At 50.2% G+C, this 15881-nt stretch carries 15 protein-coding genes; 8 read left to right on the top strand and 7 right to left on the bottom strand.

Features of this window, described 5'->3' with window-relative positions; translation table 11 throughout:
* The 3 genes from H144_RS34675 to H144_RS0129390 form a co-directional block, all read left to right on the top strand.
* On the top strand, positions 1–710 hold a 710-nt coding region (locus tag H144_RS34675; protein WP_026351097.1), incomplete at its 5' end, for a hypothetical protein.
* Positions 711–745: 35 nt separating this feature from the next.
* Positions 746–3922 carry a M4 family metallopeptidase gene (locus H144_RS0129395; RefSeq protein ID WP_019945717.1) on the top strand — a complete coding sequence of 1059 codons (3177 nt, stop codon included), beginning with the start codon at positions 746–748 and terminating at the stop codon, positions 3920–3922.
* A gap of 28 nt (positions 3923–3950) precedes the next feature.
* Positions 3951–4433: a T9SS type A sorting domain-containing protein gene (locus tag H144_RS0129390; RefSeq protein ID WP_019945716.1), complete on the top strand. Its 483-nt coding sequence runs from the start codon at positions 3951–3953 to the stop codon at positions 4431–4433.
* A gap of 131 nt (positions 4434–4564) precedes the next feature.
* Here the strand turns inward: H144_RS0129390 and H144_RS0129385 are convergent, their stop codons facing one another.
* Positions 4565–5515: an aldo/keto reductase gene (locus tag H144_RS0129385; RefSeq protein ID WP_019945715.1), complete on the bottom strand. Its 951-nt coding sequence runs from the start codon at positions 5513–5515 to the stop codon at positions 4565–4567.
* A gap of 136 nt (positions 5516–5651) precedes the next feature.
* Between H144_RS0129385 and H144_RS0129380 the strand changes: the two genes are divergently transcribed.
* Positions 5652–6152 carry a PH domain-containing protein gene (locus tag H144_RS0129380; protein WP_019945714.1) on the top strand — a complete coding sequence of 167 codons (501 nt, stop codon included), beginning with the start codon at positions 5652–5654 and terminating at the stop codon, positions 6150–6152.
* 13 nt (positions 6153–6165) lie between these two features.
* Here the strand turns inward: H144_RS0129380 and H144_RS0129375 are convergent, their stop codons facing one another.
* Complete coding sequence (locus tag H144_RS0129375; RefSeq protein ID WP_019945713.1) at positions 6166–7206, bottom strand: alpha/beta hydrolase; 1041 nt, start codon at positions 7204–7206, stop codon at positions 6166–6168.
* 76 nt (positions 7207–7282) lie between these two features.
* Positions 7283–8164 carry a pirin family protein gene (locus H144_RS0129370; RefSeq protein WP_019945712.1) on the bottom strand — a complete coding sequence of 294 codons (882 nt, stop codon included), beginning with the start codon at positions 8162–8164 and terminating at the stop codon, positions 7283–7285.
* 257 nt (positions 8165–8421) lie between these two features.
* Between H144_RS0129370 and H144_RS0129365 the strand changes: the two genes are divergently transcribed.
* Positions 8422–8916, top strand: a complete 495-nt coding sequence (locus H144_RS0129365; protein WP_019945711.1) for a GNAT family N-acetyltransferase — start codon at positions 8422–8424, stop codon at positions 8914–8916.
* A 73-nt stretch (positions 8917–8989) separates the two neighbouring features.
* Here the strand turns inward: H144_RS0129365 and H144_RS34490 are convergent, their stop codons facing one another.
* Entirely contained in the window at positions 8990–9376 is a 387-nt protein-coding gene (locus H144_RS34490) for a peptidase associated/transthyretin-like domain-containing protein (RefSeq protein WP_157505241.1), read from the bottom strand.
* Positions 9377–9652: 276 nt separating this feature from the next.
* Here H144_RS34490 and H144_RS0129350 point away from each other — a divergent pair, with 276 nt between their 5' ends.
* Positions 9653–10558 (top strand): NmrA family NAD(P)-binding protein, encoded by a 906-nt coding sequence (locus H144_RS0129350; RefSeq protein WP_026351096.1) that lies wholly within the window; start codon positions 9653–9655, stop codon positions 10556–10558.
* On the opposite strand, the gene H144_RS34930 is transcribed toward H144_RS0129350, so the two are convergent.
* Both H144_RS34930 and H144_RS0129335 read right to left on the bottom strand, forming a co-directional pair.
* The gene (locus tag H144_RS34930; protein ID WP_019945707.1) at positions 10559–11779 is read right to left on the bottom strand and encodes an alpha/beta fold hydrolase; all 1221 of its coding nucleotides are present in this window, start codon (positions 11777–11779) and stop codon (positions 10559–10561) included.
* Positions 11769–12101: an ArsR/SmtB family transcription factor gene (locus H144_RS0129335; protein WP_033403444.1), complete on the bottom strand. Its 333-nt coding sequence runs from the start codon at positions 12099–12101 to the stop codon at positions 11769–11771. The genes H144_RS34930 and H144_RS0129335 overlap by 11 nt, the downstream gene beginning before the upstream one ends.
* A 215-nt stretch (positions 12102–12316) precedes the next feature.
* Between H144_RS0129335 and H144_RS0129330 the strand changes: the two genes are divergently transcribed.
* Entirely contained in the window at positions 12317–12745 is a 429-nt protein-coding gene (locus H144_RS0129330) for a VOC family protein (RefSeq protein WP_019945705.1), read from the top strand.
* Positions 12746–12823: 78 nt separating this feature from the next.
* Here H144_RS0129330 and H144_RS0129325 read toward each other — a convergent pair whose 3' ends face one another.
* The gene (locus H144_RS0129325; RefSeq protein WP_033403484.1) at positions 12824–14236 is read right to left on the bottom strand and encodes a carboxylesterase family protein; all 1413 of its coding nucleotides are present in this window, start codon (positions 14234–14236) and stop codon (positions 12824–12826) included.
* 231 nt (positions 14237–14467) lie between these two features.
* Between H144_RS0129325 and H144_RS0129320 the strand changes: the two genes are divergently transcribed.
* The gene (locus H144_RS0129320; protein WP_019945703.1) at positions 14468–15880 is read left to right on the top strand and encodes a TlpA family protein disulfide reductase; all 1413 of its coding nucleotides are present in this window, start codon (positions 14468–14470) and stop codon (positions 15878–15880) included.
* Position 15881: the final 1 nt, after the last annotated feature.

Below are 15881 nucleotides of genomic sequence, written 5' to 3'. Positions count from 1 at the left end.
CCGTCAATTTCAACATCGAATGGCACAAAAGCGGCTCATTCCCACCGGGTAGCCAATACCTGGTAACGATTTTTGAGGGAGCAAATCCAATCGCGGGCTTCAACAAAAAACCTACAACACAAACGGCCATGTCCGTACCGGCGGGCACGCTGGTGAATGGAAAAAGCTACACGGTGACGGTTGAAAATTCGTCTTCCTGTGCAGGTATCCTGTTGCCCAAAACATTCTTCAATGCTGTCGGTTCGGGTGGCATCAACCAGCCACAGCCGCCTAAGCTCGTAAATTTCACGATCGACCTCAAAGGCTTCCGCAACGATCCCGACGGAACCGTATTTCCACCCAAATATGGAACGTCCAACTATGAAATCGGCATCGAATTCTTCGCCCCCGACGGAGTTCCGCTTGGGCTCCATGAACCCGGAAACGGCAATCCCGTCACCTTTCTGGAAGTGGACTCCCAAAATTCCGGCGTGATCCTGGTCGGTGATCAGAAACCACAAGGCAAATACAAGCTCAGGCTGAAAATGAAAACCATTTTCGATCCGCTGCTCTATTATCCGTTCGATCAGCCGTGGTTCTCCGTATCGCTCAATGGGCAGACCGTTGTCAGCAAACACATCATTACCGTCGACTTCGTCGATCCGTCTTCGCCATTTAACGAGTGGAAGGTAGGGTTTCAGTTCGCGGATATTGAGCTGGATGTGAAGTAAGTACATTCGAAAAATCAACTTAAACACACGCCTATATGATTAACCATTACCCAATTTGCAGGATCGTAATTATTCTGCTTTTTCTTTTGAAAGATCTGGCTTCCGTCGCGCAGCAGAAAAATGTCGACCGCAACGTCATGACCCTGTACGATGGCCTGCGTACGGTGCGTGTAGTCGAATATCCGGAGCCAGCGCCAGGTAATAATAAAATCTACCAGTTAGGAACCTTGGCGGAAAATGGATTTCCTCAGATCAACCTCGTATCAAATGTTCAGGCTGGTTTCATTGAATTCCTGGATAAATTCCCATACGACAATGTATATAATGACAATGGCAGTCCATTTTCCAGCGCCGAAGCCTCACAGTCTTTATATGCTGTCCAGAGTGTCATGAAAGCATTCGACGTGCGTTTTGGATGGAAGGGTTTAGATGGCATTGGCGTTGCCCCTGTCTACTTTATAATGGGCGATACTCAGAAATATCCACTTATAAGCGCCGGAATTGGTGCATACATAACACAAGGCACTATAGATAACTTTGTATTTGTCAAAGACGTCAATGGACCGAAACCGTTCTCAAATTCGGTCGAGAGTGTCGCACATGAGTTTACACATGCGATTTTGCGATACAAACGGGGAATGACCGGTTACAACCCTGATCCATGTAGCGAGTCGAATGGCATAGAAGAGGGTGTCGCAGACGTCTTCGGCGTATACATCCGCAATCGCGTAAGGCAAATACTGCCCCAAAATTTTGACTGGGAATTCAGTGAATGGCAAAATGCGAACGCCTACATGAGCGATCCGAAAGCGTATCTCTTCCCTGACACCTACAATGGAGAAAACTATAAAAATGAGTGTCACGCAGGCTTTAATCCCCACCCAAATGCCGGTGTAATCCACAAATGGAGTTATCTGCTTAGCAATGGCTTTCAGGGTTCCGCTTATAACGACCTCGGTTACGCCTATTCAAATCTGACGGGGATAGGCACCGAAAAGTGGATAAGCATTCTCTGGGAGACGCTACCGCAGCTTAAAGCATATAGCGATTACCCTGCGTTCAAGGCCATGACGCTCACCTCGGCAGAGCAACTGTACGGATTGAATTCAACCGAATACCTCGCTGTCAGGAATGCCTGGTGTGCCGTGGGAGTTTGCGACAATAATCTTCCCTATTTTTCTGTCTCGCCAACCAACGGATCAAGTTTTGTGGATCCATGGCCCACTACCAAGGTTCATTTAACCTGGCAAAACAATAATTTGATTGAAGAATGGGAGGCGCAAATGGATACCAGCCTGAATTTCACGAATCCGCAAACGGTTAAGCTAACGAATTTCAGCACTGTTATCGGTCCTAATCAAAATCTTGTACAAACTGCGACTGCTACTGGCTATTATCGCCCAGGTACAAAGGTTTATTTCCGTGCCAAAATAAGTAAAGCCGGACCTAATTTTTGTAAAGGGCTGAATCCCCTTTGCGCCCTTTACCAAAAGTTCGGGCCGACCCACGTATTTTGGCTTGACGATCAACAAGTTCAGTTTTGGCCCGCAGCAACATCAACTACCGTAAAGGCCTGGAAAGGCAAATTAACATGGAAATCGATGAGCGACGCAGAACGCTACCGATTGCAGGTGTCTGACGATCCATCATTTAACACGCTCATCTACGACGGCATCGCACCACATACAGGGAACTACATGGAAACCGGCGAGATAGGCACCGACCTTACAATAGGCCAGACCTATTACGCACGCGTCCGAGCCGAAAGATTGGATTTGCTCAAACTAAAAAACAATCACGGAAAATGGTCTAACTCGCTCACTATAAAAGCTGTCGTACCCACGACAGCCGTAACCCAGGCCAAAACCCAAAAATTAAACGACCCTCCATTTCAGGTCGGGACTTTGGGTCGACAGGTCAATTGGGATCCGGTTGCCGGTGCCACCAATTTTGTTGTACAGGTGGCAACAGATAATGCTTTCAGTAATATCGTCTGGTCTACGACCGTGCCGGGAAATTTGGCCAGTACGACAATGCTGTTTCCGCCCATGGCTAACCTTACCGATCTCTTTGTGCAAGTATTGCCTAAAAACGGGCAGACGTCTGGCTCATGCAGCAATACCTGGCGCATTAAAATAAATGAAACGGCGGCATTAGCTGTTATGAAGCAGCCGCTGAACGGCACCAGTATCCCATTCAAGGGTTTCGCCGGCAACGTTTTCGAATGGGGAAGCGGGACGCTTAATATGAATACGGTAGACCATTTTGAGCTGCGTCTTACAAAAAAGCCGTCCAACCAGGCTTCCAACCTGGCAACGAATGGAAAAACATTAAACCTCTTCGTCCAGGACCCTTTGATCTTCAGCGACAAAAGTGTTCGGGCAACCGTCGTCGCGGTCAATTCGCTCGGAGCTAAAACGGGAGAATCACAGCCTTTCGATTTTCCCGTTTGCGCAGATCATCCCGCCGTCTTCTTTCCCGGCGACTTAGGCAAAGTCGATCCGACCAAAGATTTCAAGATCGAATGGTTCCGAAGCGAATCATTTGCGGCCGGTAGTCAGTACTTGGTTACGATCAACGATGGGGCTGTTGCGATACCCGGATTTAAAGACAAGCCTACCACGAGCCATTCCATGCTTGTGCCCGCAGGCACACTTATCAATGGCAAGAGCTATACTGTGACGGTAAGGAATTCGTCGTCATGCCCCGCGTTATTTTTACCAAAAACGTTTTTCAATGCAGTTGGCTCCGGCGGTGCCAATCAGCCGCAGCCACCCAAAATGGTCAACTTTAACATCAATTTAAGTGCGTTCCGTAACGATCCGGACGCGGCGTCATTTCCTCCCGCATTCGGAACGTCCAACTATGTACTCGGCATTCAAATGATAGATCCCGATGGTAACGTTCTGGCTCTCGTCGATCCGAATGGTAATCAGGTAACGCAGCTCGACGTAGATTCTGAAAATTCCGGCGTGATCATGGTTGGTGATAATAAGCCGCAGGGTAAGTACAAGCTTCGGTTAACAATGCAGAACATATTCGATCCGCTGCTTTATTACCCCTTCGATCAGCCGCGCTTTTCGGTGTCGTTGAATGGTGTGCCGGTCGTTACCAACCACGTCATCACGGTTGATTTTGCCAATCCGGCGTCTTCTTTTAATGAGTGGCAGGTAGGCTTTCAGTTCGCGGATATTATTCTGGATATCAAATAAATTCACCTCACAATCAAATACGTACACGATGATAGGGAACCTTAAACTACTGTTCACTTTCGGTTTTACATTCTTCTCGGCCAGTCTTTTCGCACAGGACCTGCAACCAGTAAAACAGGAATTCGATTTCGTTCGAAATGGGTCGATGCTGTTGGTAAAAAACAGAGCCGGTCAGGACGTGACGGCTATTGACCTGGACAAACCGGCGTTGAAAGGAAAAGTAATCGCATTCACTTACTCCGCAAAAAAGCGGCAGACGGCCGACGCGACGGGCCATTCATTTTCAGTATTTCCCAATCCCGCTTCCAAACAGGTAAATCTCCAATTCAAAGGCCAATGGAAATATCCGGTAGCAGTACAGATTTTCGATAAAAGCGGTAACGCATTGCATTCCACGAAGCTGGAATCGGTGGAACAGCCGCTGGATATCGGGTCTCTCGAACAGGGCATCTATATTTTGAAGGCGTATTCGGGGAATGCCAGCGCGGTTGAGAAGCTTGTGGTTCAGTAGAAGCGAATCTTGCAAGAAGCACACCATGCGACAGATGTGACTGTGCAGTAAAAACAAGGAGGGTGATAAAGAGAGGGAGCCTACCGCAATGGCGAGCTCCCTCCTGTCAAGACCTGAATGCCAGATCTCGGTTATGCAGCGCTTACCTCGTCCAGCAATGACAGATCGTTCAGATCCAACTGAATTTCTGTTGCTTTGAAGAGCGTTTCCAGCTGCTTTTGGCTTGTTGCGCTGGCGATCGGGGCGGCGATGTGCGGCTTGTGCAGGAGCCAGGCCAGGGCGATCGTCGCAGGAACGGTGTCGTGCTTGCCAGCTACTTTGTCGAGGGCGGCGAGGATTTTCAGGTTTTGAGGCGTAAGCAGGTCCTTCATGCCGCCGCCTCGCTGACTTTTGTCCAGATCGGCCTCGGAGCGGTATTTACCCGTGAGAAAACCGGCGGCCAATGCGAAGTATGGCAGCACCGCCAATCCGTATTGCCCGGCCAGCGGTGCGTATTCCTGCTCGAATGTAGCGCGGTGGATGAGATTATAATGCGGTTGCAGCACTTCATAGGCAGGCAGGCTGCTTGTCGAAGAGGCTTCCAGTGATGCTTTTAGCCGGGCAGGGCTCAGGTTCGAGGCGCCGATGTGGCGGATTTTGCCCTCTTTGAGCAGCTGCTCGTACGCCGAAAGCGTCTCTTCGACCGGAATTTTTTCGTCGTCGAAATGGGTGTAGTACAAATCAATGTAGTCCGTGCGGAGGCGCTTCAACGATTCTTCGACCGTTTTGAGAATATAATTCTTGCTGATGTCGATCGGGTGCTCGCGGTTTTGTGAACCTACCTTGGTTGCGATCACAAACTGGTCGCGGCTGCCGCGCCTGGCCAGCCAGTTGCCGATAATAGCCTCGGATTCACCGCCCTGATTGCCGTCCACCCACCAGGAATAGGTGTCGGCAGTATCGATAAAGTTGAATCCTGCGTCGGCGAATGCATCCAGGATCGCGAACGATTCGGATTCATTGAGCGTCCATCCAAAAACATTGCCACCGAGGTTGATGGGCGCGATCTCCAACCCCGTTTTTCCTAACGTTACTTTTTTCATTGTGTTAAGCATTTAATGGTAACCCAAAGCAACAACCCCTCAAATGCAATGCCTGTTCCCCCCATGCTCGCTAAAAACGAGATTTTACCACCCGGATTGGTTATATTTAGGCGTCAGCAACCTCCCGATAACCGCCATGAAATACAGCGCTTCACTCGACAAAAGCACGCAAATCATCACGATTGCAATCACGGCCCTTTTCGCCGGAATCGGCATTTTCGAATTACTCACATTCTCCGGCGATGCGCGGATCGGAGCGTACTTTTCCGTGGGTATTCTATCTGCCGTGTATTGGGCCGCCTACATTTACCGCCCAACCGGTTACACGCTCACGGACGATGAGCTAATTATCCACCGGCCAATAAGTAATGTCGTATACCCGCGACGCTTCGAGTCGACCAGGGTTATTGATAAAGAAAGCCTTAAATACACGATCCGCACATTCGGTGTGGGGGCATTTTGGGGATATTTCGGGAAGTTTTACAATACCGCATTAGGCAAAATGACCTGGTATGTCACCCGCCGCGACCAGCTTATATTGATCAAAATGACCGACGGCAAGACAATCCTCGTCTCTCCCGACGACCTGAATGGATTCGCCAAAGCGTTGGAAAATACACCTTCAACCATCAGTTAACGCGTCCGTGCGTTCATTTGGCTATCAGATGTTTGGAAAAAAACGGCAGCATTTTTGTCTCAATGCGCTCACCGATTTTATTGATATGGTCGCCCGCGTACTCTTCATACGTATGCGAAATCTGATAGTTATCGAGTAGCTCATGGAGTGTTTTGATGTTGGCGGCAATGGGCTGATCGCGGTCGCCGGCGTCGAAGGCGATACCTTTCATTTGCTTTAAGTTATTGATATACTGATCGATACTGTTCAGCGGCATATTGGCGTTCCATTTTAGCTCCGCAACAGGATTTACCTTGCCGTTTTCAACGATGGCATCGGTGTAGAATGGCGGCCGCTTCGGATTGGGCGACCATGCCGCCGCGTAGGCGAGCGCGGCTTTCGTCATGAAATCCGCCTTCGCGATATCCTCCGGCGTCTTTACCGCTTCGATTTTGGCAATCGATTCTGCCGACCGCGGGTTACCAGGTGCCAGGCAGCACGGGCTCAGCAAATAAATGCTCGAAAATACCTCCGGGTGCCGTTCACCAATGCGGATTGTTCCATAACCGCCCATCGAATGCCCGGCCAGGCCGCGGCTGCCCGCTTTTGCGATCGTGCGATAATGCTGATCGACGTAAGCTACCAGTTCTTTGGAAACAAAATCCTCCCAGTTTCCGGCCGTGATCGAATTGGAATAATAGCTGCCGCCGCTGCGCGTGAGTGCATTCGGCGTCACAATGATCATTTCCCGCGCCTGGCCCGACGTAAAAACCTTATCGGCAATCAACGGAAAATTGATCCAGTGCTTCACAAACCCATACCATTGCGCGTCGGTGTCCGTAAATCCATGCAGCAAATACACGACAGGGTAGCGGCGCTTCGACTCCTTTTTGTAGCTCGGAGGCAGATATACGGACACGTCGGGATCGGTCGGATTGCCTTCGAGGTTGCCTTCCAGTGATTTGCCGTGTACTTTGATGCGCTCCACGGAGCCTTTCAATGGCGACTGTGCGAATGTAACGGCCGGCGCGAGCAGGCAGGCAAACAAAAAGGCGGTCAATCTGCTTTTCTTCATTTCAGGTCAGGTTTAATCTGGCCCCAAATTAAGAAAGATTGACCGCCCGTTAAAGCGCATTTAAGCGGATATTACATTAATAAAGGAACCGCTGCCCTTCCTGCAAAGTCGAAACGTGCCGCATTTTCCCGTGGCGGAAATCACTGTAAAGGTCTCTGATTTCCTCCTGACGATCGGCAATAAATGGCCCGTAGGATATGATCGGATCGTTTTGCGGCTCACCGGCGTACAATATTACCCGCGCGCCTTCGCTGCCGGCTTCGAGTACCAGATCACTACCGGCATTGGCACCGCCTTTACTCAACCAACCTATCTGATTGATATTCAAAACATTTCCTTTATCTCCTACCGCAACGTTTCCGTTAATCACATATAAGAATGCATTGTAGGAAGCTGGCAGCGACTCGCTCAACTTCGCGCCCGCCTGCAACCGGATGTCCGCGATGATCAGCGGCACATGGTTCTTCACCGGCGAACGTAATCCCGCAAATGATCCACTGTACAAAACGGTCGTCACGCCGTTCCGATCCGATTTCGGAGCATTTTCAAAAGTAAGATCCTGCACCCTGGGAGCAGTCCAGCGGTCGGCTTTGGGTAGGTTGAGCCACATTTGCAGCAGGCGCATGCGTGATTTTCCTTCGATCGTGTCTGTATGCACAATGCCGCTGCCGGCGGTCATCATCTGAAAATCCCCCTTTTGCATCATATGGCCCTCGTCGCCGATCGCGCCTTCGAGCAGCAGCGAAACGGTTTCAAAGCCCGCGTGCGGATGGGGCCCACCCACCGGGGCGTCGTCTTTTTTATCGAGAAAATCGTCCATGAGCAAAATGAACGGGTCACTTTGTTCGAACTCCTTGTAAATCACGGCCCGGGCGGTGTGGTCCGGACCGAGAAAACCGGGTTCGGCAGGCGGGGTTTTAATACTCGTTATTTCTCGGACTATGCGTTGATTTTCCATGATTCGTCTCCTTTTCAAGTTGCGGATACCATCTTCGGCATCATTGAACTAACAAAAACAAACCCGCTACTGTGCGCCAAATGCCGCTATACATTTGGTTAGCGTCGGCCTGGAAGCTTCATTTAAAGGAAATCGGTCACTTCCGCAAATTCTTTTTGTCAACTTTTTGTTAAAACGAGTGACAGGGTTGCCCATTCGCACCGGAACTGGCAACTATGCTATGAAAAACAGTTCAAAAGCCCATTTTACACTTCATAATGCAATTTTATTCAGAACGTTTACGCTACGAAAAATTCACTCCCGACCATTTCGAAGATTACTTCCGGCTTGTTTCCCAGCGGGATGTGATGCTCTACATCAGCGGCACCGGCCTCGATCTGGAAGGTGCGCACCGCAGATTTGAAGTAGCGCTCCGGGCCGACTGCCGGCAGAGCGATATGGGATTTGTGGCTGTGTACGAACAAGCCAGTGATTCGTACGTGGGCTTGGGCAAGATCGTCCCTTTCGAGGATGAATTCACCGAAATCGGCTATGCATTGCTGCCTGAATTCTGGGGCCTCGGCTATGCTTCCGAAATCACGCGCCGGCTCGTCGCCTACGCCCGTGCTTGCGGGAAAGTAGAATCACTCGTAGCGCTGGTATCTCCTGAAAATCAGGCATCTATAAATGTACTCACGAAGCAGCACTTCCGATTTTTCCGCGAAGTACCCGAGGGCGACGAAGTGCGGCATGATTACATTCTGGATCTCTGACTTTACCGGTCGGTGAATGCGAGGCCCATCTGGTTAGCCCGGTACGACGCCTCCGTACCTTTGAACTCCATCGTCACGCTATCGTCATAATCGTCGCCATCCCAGGCATCGCCCACGCGCAGGCGGTCGCCGGTCGGCTTGTAAGTCGCCGCCACGCGGTAGCGGCCGATGGGACCAGCGTGTACGCATCCACGGTCCATTGTCCCAGACCGGCGGCAACGGCCATTTGATAACTGCCGTCGTTTTTCGACGTAACCTCAGCGCCGCGGCCTTTGAAAACGGTATTTTCCGTGAAAACGGTGGCGCCTGCCACACCGTTGCCGCGCTGGTCGGTGACCTTTCCAACGAGGTAGCCCGACTTCCCATTGGTGCCTTCGGGCCCGGTTTCCTGCTCAGGATCGGTACAGGCGCAAAAAAGTGTGGAACAGATAAAGAGAAAAGATAGTAATGACTGTTTCATGGCTTGATTTGAATAGATTTTGATGCCGCAAAATTCATTTTCAAACCGTTAGCCAGCCACTTTGCATTGTATATGCTGCTTTTTTGATGTGACTAATTGTTAAAAACAGGTCTTGAATTGGGATTTCTGTTGGTTGTTGAATACGTACTTGGACTCGCGTTAGCCTGGTTCTTTGAGCACAGGGATGCCTTCGCGCCTCTCTTTTTCATTTGGCATAATTCTTTAACCAGCCCATGCAAGCACATACCTAACCAAATCAGCAGAAGCTGGCACCAAATGATTGGACAACAACACTTTACATACCAAACCATTGTAGTGGCCGGGGCGACGGGGCACCTCGGTACATTGATCATCAAAGAACTCCTCGCGCGCCACGCGCACGTGAAGGCGCTCGTGCGAAAGGACACGCCGCTGACGAAAACTGAACCGCTGGAAAAAGCCGGTGCCGTCGTGATTCCGGTCGATTACAAGAACACTGTCACGCTTACCGAAGCTCTCCGGGATACACATTGCGTCGTTTCGGCGTTGTCGGGACTGCGGGATGTGATCGTGGATATGCAGTCGGACCTCCTGAAAGCCGCCCTGAATGCCGGTGTACCGCGGTTTATCCCTTCGGATTATTGCATTGACTATACGCTCCTGCCCGATGGCTCCAACCGCAACCTCGATTTCCGGCGCGAATTTTCCAGTGTCATCGACCATACCCCTATCCATACCACGTCGGTGCTGAACGGCATGTTTACCGACCTGCTCAAAGGTGAGGCGCCGCTGGTATTGTCCTCGCTGAACCGTGTCATTTACTGGGGCGATGCCGACCAGCCGATGGATTTCACCACAATAGCCAACACCGCCGCATTCACCGCCGCCGCCGCTATGGACAGTCAGGCGCCCCGGTTTTTGCGCATTGCCGGCGAAGTGGCTACGATCCGGGACGTGCAGCGGGCTGCCAGCCAGGCACTTGGGAAAGAATTCGGGCTATTCAGGGTCGGCGGGCTGGGGTTCCTGGAAACCATGATCCGCATTATGCGCACCATTGCACCAGCCAGGAACAAGGTGTTTCCGCCGTGGCAGGGCATGCAGTATTTGCACAATATGCTCAGCGGCTTGCCCAAATTGGAACCGCTGGATAATGCTCGCTACCCGGAAATAAAATGGACGAAGATTCGCGAAGTGCTTTCTTAGCTATTCTGCAAGAAATTCCCGGACGAGCAAGGCGGTCACTTCGGGTTGTCTGCTATGGGGCTTGTTGGTGCAGATTTCCCCCAGCAATGCGCCGTGAATGCCGGGCAGGATCACCAGCCGCGCTGTCGGGATGAGATGGGAAATTTCAACGATATGCTCGGTTTTGATCACGTCCTGGTCGCCCGACATGATCAGCGTCGGTGCCTGAATGCGTGTAAGATCGGATTGCGGCCAGTCGGTGAATGTGCGGCGGCGTTCGCGATCCTTGTTGAACATCGTTTGCAGCCCATTCGGATCGGGATTGACTTTGAGGTAAGCTTCCTTCAATGGTGCAGGCATATTATCAAGCGAAGCATTTTCCATCATATCGAAAAACCCGTCGATCATACCGGCGCGGGTGTAGTTCGATGCCACGACCACGATCTTGTTGACCAGTTCCGGATGGCGGCCCGCCAGCTGCATCGTCGTGCAGCCGCCATCGCTGAAACCGAGCACGTTCGCCTTGCCGACTTTCAAATGCCGCAGCAATGCAGCCACATCATCGGCATCCTGCGTGAACGACTCGGGCGTATCGCGGTCGCTCGTGCGTCCGTGCGCCTGCAATTCGACGGCGATAATTTTGGTAAATGCCGCCAGTTTCGGAAGGATATTGCCAAAACTCGTTTCGATCGTTGAACCGCCGCCGTGGATCAGCAAGAGTGGCATTTCACCGCTTCCGTGGATCTCGTAGTACATTTTCAGACCGTTGACAGGGGCATAGCCACTGGTTTTTACTTCTTTCAAATACACAGACAGCTTATCGACATTCTGTTTCAAACCTTCCGCCGCATTATTGGATTTGACGATCCGGATCATTTGCTCAGCAGACTCGAACAGCATATGCCATTTCAGAAAAGTCTTGTCGCCCTGCGCTTCAAATTCTACGGTGGTCACAAAATTGGGCGCGAAGTGCTGAAATACAATTTTCTCAAAGGGCACAACCTCCTTGAATACACTCTTATTCTGGTAATCTTTCCCGTCGGGACCGTGCATGACGAGCTCCCAAGTGCCGCCCGGCTCCACGTCCATGGTTGTAATCGTATTGGTAAAACCCGTCGGGCCCCACCATTTGGCAATGTGCTCAGGCTTCGTCCATACCTCCCACACCAGCTCGACGGGGGCATTGAGTCTTCGGGTAATGATCAGCTCGCGATCGTGCGTACTGCTTTTTTCATTTTCCATATCGCTCTTTTTTAAGTTGTTCCAGATAAACTTCCAATGAGTCCAGCTTCGCTTCCCAATGTTTTTTATACTGCTCCACCCACACCGAAACTTCGCTCAGCTGGTCCAGGCGGGCTTCACAAATATGGTCCCTACCCTCTTTTCGGATAAAGATCAGCCCGCAGTCGGTCAGAATTTTTACATGCAGCGAAATCGCCTGCCGCGTTACGTCAAAATGCTCGGCAATGGCATTCACATTCTGCGGCTGCTGGGCAAGCATACCAATGATCGCCCGGCGCGTCGGGTCCGCAATAGCCTGATATACATCTCTTCGTGCTCTCATAATAGGCAAGTATTTGCTTGCAAATATATATGCAAGTATTTACTTGCGCAATTGTTATTATTTAATTTTGAAGCGTATTAAAAAGATTTTCACTTTGTCGCACCAGCCCCCTGCAATTGTCCTTTTTAGGGCGCATGCTTCGCGGTCGGATGCGCTACTTTTGTCTCAGTCAACAATCTAGAATCAAGTCCAATCACCTTTTAAATCTTTTAGCTATGCCCAAAATCAATCCTTACCTCAACTTCGACGGAAATGCGGAGGAGGCTTTCCACTTTTACAAATCCGTATTTGGCGGTGAATTTCAGGGCGTACACCGAATGGACGGTGCTCCCGGCACTGAGAATCTGCCCGAAAACGAACGCAACCGCATCATGCACATCTCATTGCCGGTGGGCGACGAGCTGCTGATGGCGTCTGACATTATGCCTTCGATGGGCCAGACACTCAAAGTGGGCAACAATAATTACATTTCGATTTTTCCCGACAGCCGCGAGCAGGCCGACGAGTATTTCAATGGCCTTTCAGTAGGCGGGGTGATCGAAATGCCGATGGAAGACCAATTTTGGGGCGACTATTTCGGCGCTTTCCAGGATAAATTCGGTGTAAACTGGATGATCAATTTCCCCGCGCAGCAAGGCGCATAATGTACAGTTGTAATGTCGAAAGGCCGGTTCCCGAAGATGCGGGCCGGCCTTTTTGCATTAACTCCTATGCGCTCCGCGCTATTCTTTATGTTGGGCGAACATCCATTCCATTATTTCCTCTTCCCCCACCTTATCCCAGATCCCATGCCCTGCAAATTCGTATTCGGTATATTTCGGTTTTCCACCGGCTCTCCGAATGGCATTGATCATATCGCGTGAATGCGACACCGGCGCCAGCCTGTCGCGTGCGCCGTGGAATGCCCAAATCGGCACATTTACAAGTTGAGGGCCATATTTGGGATCGCCGCCGCCGCAAATTGGGATCGCTGCCGCGAAGAGTTCGGGGTGCATGCTGATAAAGTGCCATGAGCCATAACCGCCGCCGGAAATGCCCATGACATAAATGCGTTTACGGTCGATCGGCAGCCGGCCCACTAACTGCCTGATTGTCCTGAAAACGAGCGAATCTACACTTGCACTCCCATAGGCGCCACTGAAACCCAGTCCTTTCGGGCTCTGTGGCATAAATATGAATGCAGGATATTTCGTTCGGGTGGGCAATTCCATGAGAAATGGGGCCGGATCGGCGGATAGCTGCTGCATATTGTCCTTCCCGTGCGCGCCCCCGTGATGCAGGCACACGATCAGCGGGTATTGCCGCGTCGAATCATAGTCGACCGGTTTGAGCAACCGGTAATGCAGGGAATCGCCGCTTTTATCAACGAAATGATAGGCATCCACAAGCTTCGAACGCCGCAGATCGTTCGCTGACGGCTTGTAAGGCATGCTATACCCAACTGCTTCGACAGAAAACCGGAACCCAAAAAACAGCAACCCGACAAATGCCGCCAGTTTCAGGAGTGCCGGAAAGGTGTGTGCCCGTGCATGGCCGGTGGGCGACAGTTGCTCGTTTTCCTGGTAAAAATGGATGATAAGGCAAACCGACGGCAGAACACCGAAAAGGGAAACCCACCTGCTCGTTTTGTCTATCAACAGTTTTGTGCTGCCCTCGCCGGTTTGGAAATAGAGAAAGAAAAGCGTTGCCAGCGAAATGGCGATGATGATTGTCAGGCTGCCGCTGAGCCGCAGCCACCGTTTTTCGCTTGCCTTCGTGAATGTCAGGCTTAGTCCCCAGAGCAATGCGGACCCAAAAAGAATGGAAGCCACGGCATGATAATGTTCCTGGTAGAACACCCGCAATTCCCGGTCGAGGATGAGGGTATACTGGAAAAATACGGCCAGGCTCGAAGCCGCGCACGCGTATGCCGTCCACCGGTAGCCCACGTGCGCGAGGTACCGGATGAAGGCTACATTGGTAACCGCAATCACGCAGAGAACGAGCCACATCCACGAATCAAAGGATTGCAGGCCGATCATCTGTGACCCGATCACGACCAACGCCACGGACTGTATCAGCGCGATAATGCAGGAAACCGACGAAAAGAAAATAAGAAAGGAATAAAAATCCTTGCTGAGCGGCTTGGGTTTCATGGGCGAAGGCGTTTGGTGAAGGATCGGTTTGCAGTATTGAATAAAGCAAACTTCCCCAACGATTTGCATCGCTCTTACATGACTGGCAAAAAGAATTACCTGGATGGCAATTCTTTTTCTACAAATAAATCATGAATTAGTCATGAGATTGCAACAGTTTCCGGGTTTAATATCGTAATACCCAAAAGTGAAAGCAGTTTCAACAGAAATCTTCATTTTAAAATTACAGCCATGAAAAACGTCCTGCTATTTGTCACATTTGCTATTCTTTTTGTAAATAAAAAATCGGCCGCACAGCAACCGTCCGTAAAATCGCCGATTGATTATTACAATCAATTCACTGATTTTACCAATACGAAACTCAATGAGGATTCGGCATTATTTAACATCCGGCAGCTGGCAGCCAATAAAATGTATGCCGGAATGCTCAAAGATGTGCTGCATAACAACTTCGGTCAAACGTTGGTAGTCCGTTCTTTTCCACCGGGCACAGACAGCCTGAAAGTCAACAGATTCCTGCGCGTACAGGCATTTAATAAACTGCTGCTCAGCAAAATTGTCTCGGACACTAACCAGTTGCTTGTCCATACGGCAAGGCCAATGATTTTCTTTAGCCAGTTTCAGGACGCACTCGATGACGATGCAAAGCTGACAAACAGCGTCAACCGTTTTATGCAGGTAGAACTTGCAGGTCCGGATATTTATTCAAACCTGTCCGGCCGATATGGCTTAATGATGCACGCGTCACTTCGTTCGCGGGCGAAGTTAAAGCCGTTGTCAGATAAACTGTTTGAAACAATATATCATCATCTGCAAAGCAACTTAACATCCGTTTCTGAAACCAGCTTATCGGAAGCATCCGAAAGTAATGCCTGGCACAAATACCTTTTTGCCTATGCCAATTTTGTAAAAGCAGAGGATGAACAAGACCTTTCGAAAAAGAAATTATTCTTAAAAAAAGCATTTGATTACAGTCCGAATTTGAAGGATCAGGACATTGGCAGTGCGTATTTCTATGATATGTATTTAATATTAAAAAAAGAAAAGGTGTCTTTCAAGGAGGATTATCTGGCATTTCTAACCCAGAATTCAAAGGATGAAGACGAGGTACTGAATGCCTTGCTGCAAATTGCATTGCAGGAACCGCAGTTTAAGGAAAAACTGAAAGCAGCCTATGCAAAATCGAAACCCCGCAGCGATTTCGGGACTTATTGGATGGATCATGTAAATGCGAGTGCACAAGCTGCACCACCCATTTCACTTGCTATGGTTGGCAAATCGAGGTTTGAGCATAAAACGGGTACGGGCAAATGGCTTTTGATCGATTTCTGGGGCACCTGGTGCAGCCCATGCCGTGAAGAGCACCCGGAACTGCAAAAATTCTATGAGTCGACCATTCAAAACAATGCGTCCAAAATCGATCTCATGACCATTGCCTGTCGGGATACGGAAGCGAGAGTGACAAAGTACATGGCCGAAAAGCGGTTTTCATTCCCTGTGGCCATGTCGGACAATAAAGTTGAGCTGGCTTACAAAGTGCCGCACTATCCTACGAAACTACTGATCACCCCGGCCGGCAAATACATTGTCATACCGTCGGACTCCGACTGGATCAGCTTCGTAAAGCATTACACCGATCTCTAAC

The organism is Dyadobacter beijingensis DSM 21582 (genome assembly GCF_000382205.1).
Classification (GTDB): Bacteria; Bacteroidota; Bacteroidia; order Cytophagales; family Spirosomataceae; genus Dyadobacter; species Dyadobacter beijingensis.
The sequence above is the reverse complement of the archived record's forward strand: the minus strand, read 5'-3'. Positions and strand labels throughout refer to the sequence as shown.

What these genes read in the sequence shown, in the direction of transcription:
- H144_RS0129395 (WP_019945717.1), top strand. Translation starts at nt 746, where the DNA reads ATGATTAACCATTACCCAATTTGCAGGATCGTAATTATTCTGCTTTTT.
- H144_RS0129390 (WP_019945716.1), top strand. Translation starts at nt 3,951, where the DNA reads ATGATAGGGAACCTTAAACTACTGTTCACTTTCGGTTTTACATTCTTC.
- H144_RS0129385 (WP_019945715.1), bottom strand. Translation starts at nt 5,515, where the DNA reads ATGAAAAAAGTAACGTTAGGAAAAACGGGGTTGGAGATCGCGCCCATC.
- H144_RS0129380 (WP_019945714.1), top strand. Translation starts at nt 5,652, where the DNA reads ATGAAATACAGCGCTTCACTCGACAAAAGCACGCAAATCATCACGATT.
- H144_RS0129375 (WP_019945713.1), bottom strand. Translation starts at nt 7,206, where the DNA reads ATGAAGAAAAGCAGATTGACCGCCTTTTTGTTTGCCTGCCTGCTCGCG.
- H144_RS0129370 (WP_019945712.1), bottom strand. Translation starts at nt 8,164, where the DNA reads ATGGAAAATCAACGCATAGTCCGAGAAATAACGAGTATTAAAACCCCG.
- H144_RS0129365 (WP_019945711.1), top strand. Translation starts at nt 8,422, where the DNA reads ATGCAATTTTATTCAGAACGTTTACGCTACGAAAAATTCACTCCCGAC.
- H144_RS34490 (WP_157505241.1), bottom strand. Translation starts at nt 9,376, where the DNA reads ATGAAACAGTCATTACTATCTTTTCTCTTTATCTGTTCCACACTTTTT.
- H144_RS0129350 (WP_026351096.1), top strand. Translation starts at nt 9,653, where the DNA reads ATGATTGGACAACAACACTTTACATACCAAACCATTGTAGTGGCCGGG.
- H144_RS34930 (WP_019945707.1), bottom strand. Translation starts at nt 11,779, where the DNA reads ATGGAAAATGAAAAAAGCAGTACGCACGATCGCGAGCTGATCATTACC.
- H144_RS0129335 (WP_033403444.1), bottom strand. Translation starts at nt 12,101, where the DNA reads ATGAGAGCACGAAGAGATGTATATCAGGCTATTGCGGACCCGACGCGC.
- H144_RS0129330 (WP_019945705.1), top strand. Translation starts at nt 12,317, where the DNA reads ATGCCCAAAATCAATCCTTACCTCAACTTCGACGGAAATGCGGAGGAG.
- H144_RS0129325 (WP_033403484.1), bottom strand. Translation starts at nt 14,236, where the DNA reads ATGAAACCCAAGCCGCTCAGCAAGGATTTTTATTCCTTTCTTATTTTC.
- H144_RS0129320 (WP_019945703.1), top strand. Translation starts at nt 14,468, where the DNA reads ATGAAAAACGTCCTGCTATTTGTCACATTTGCTATTCTTTTTGTAAAT.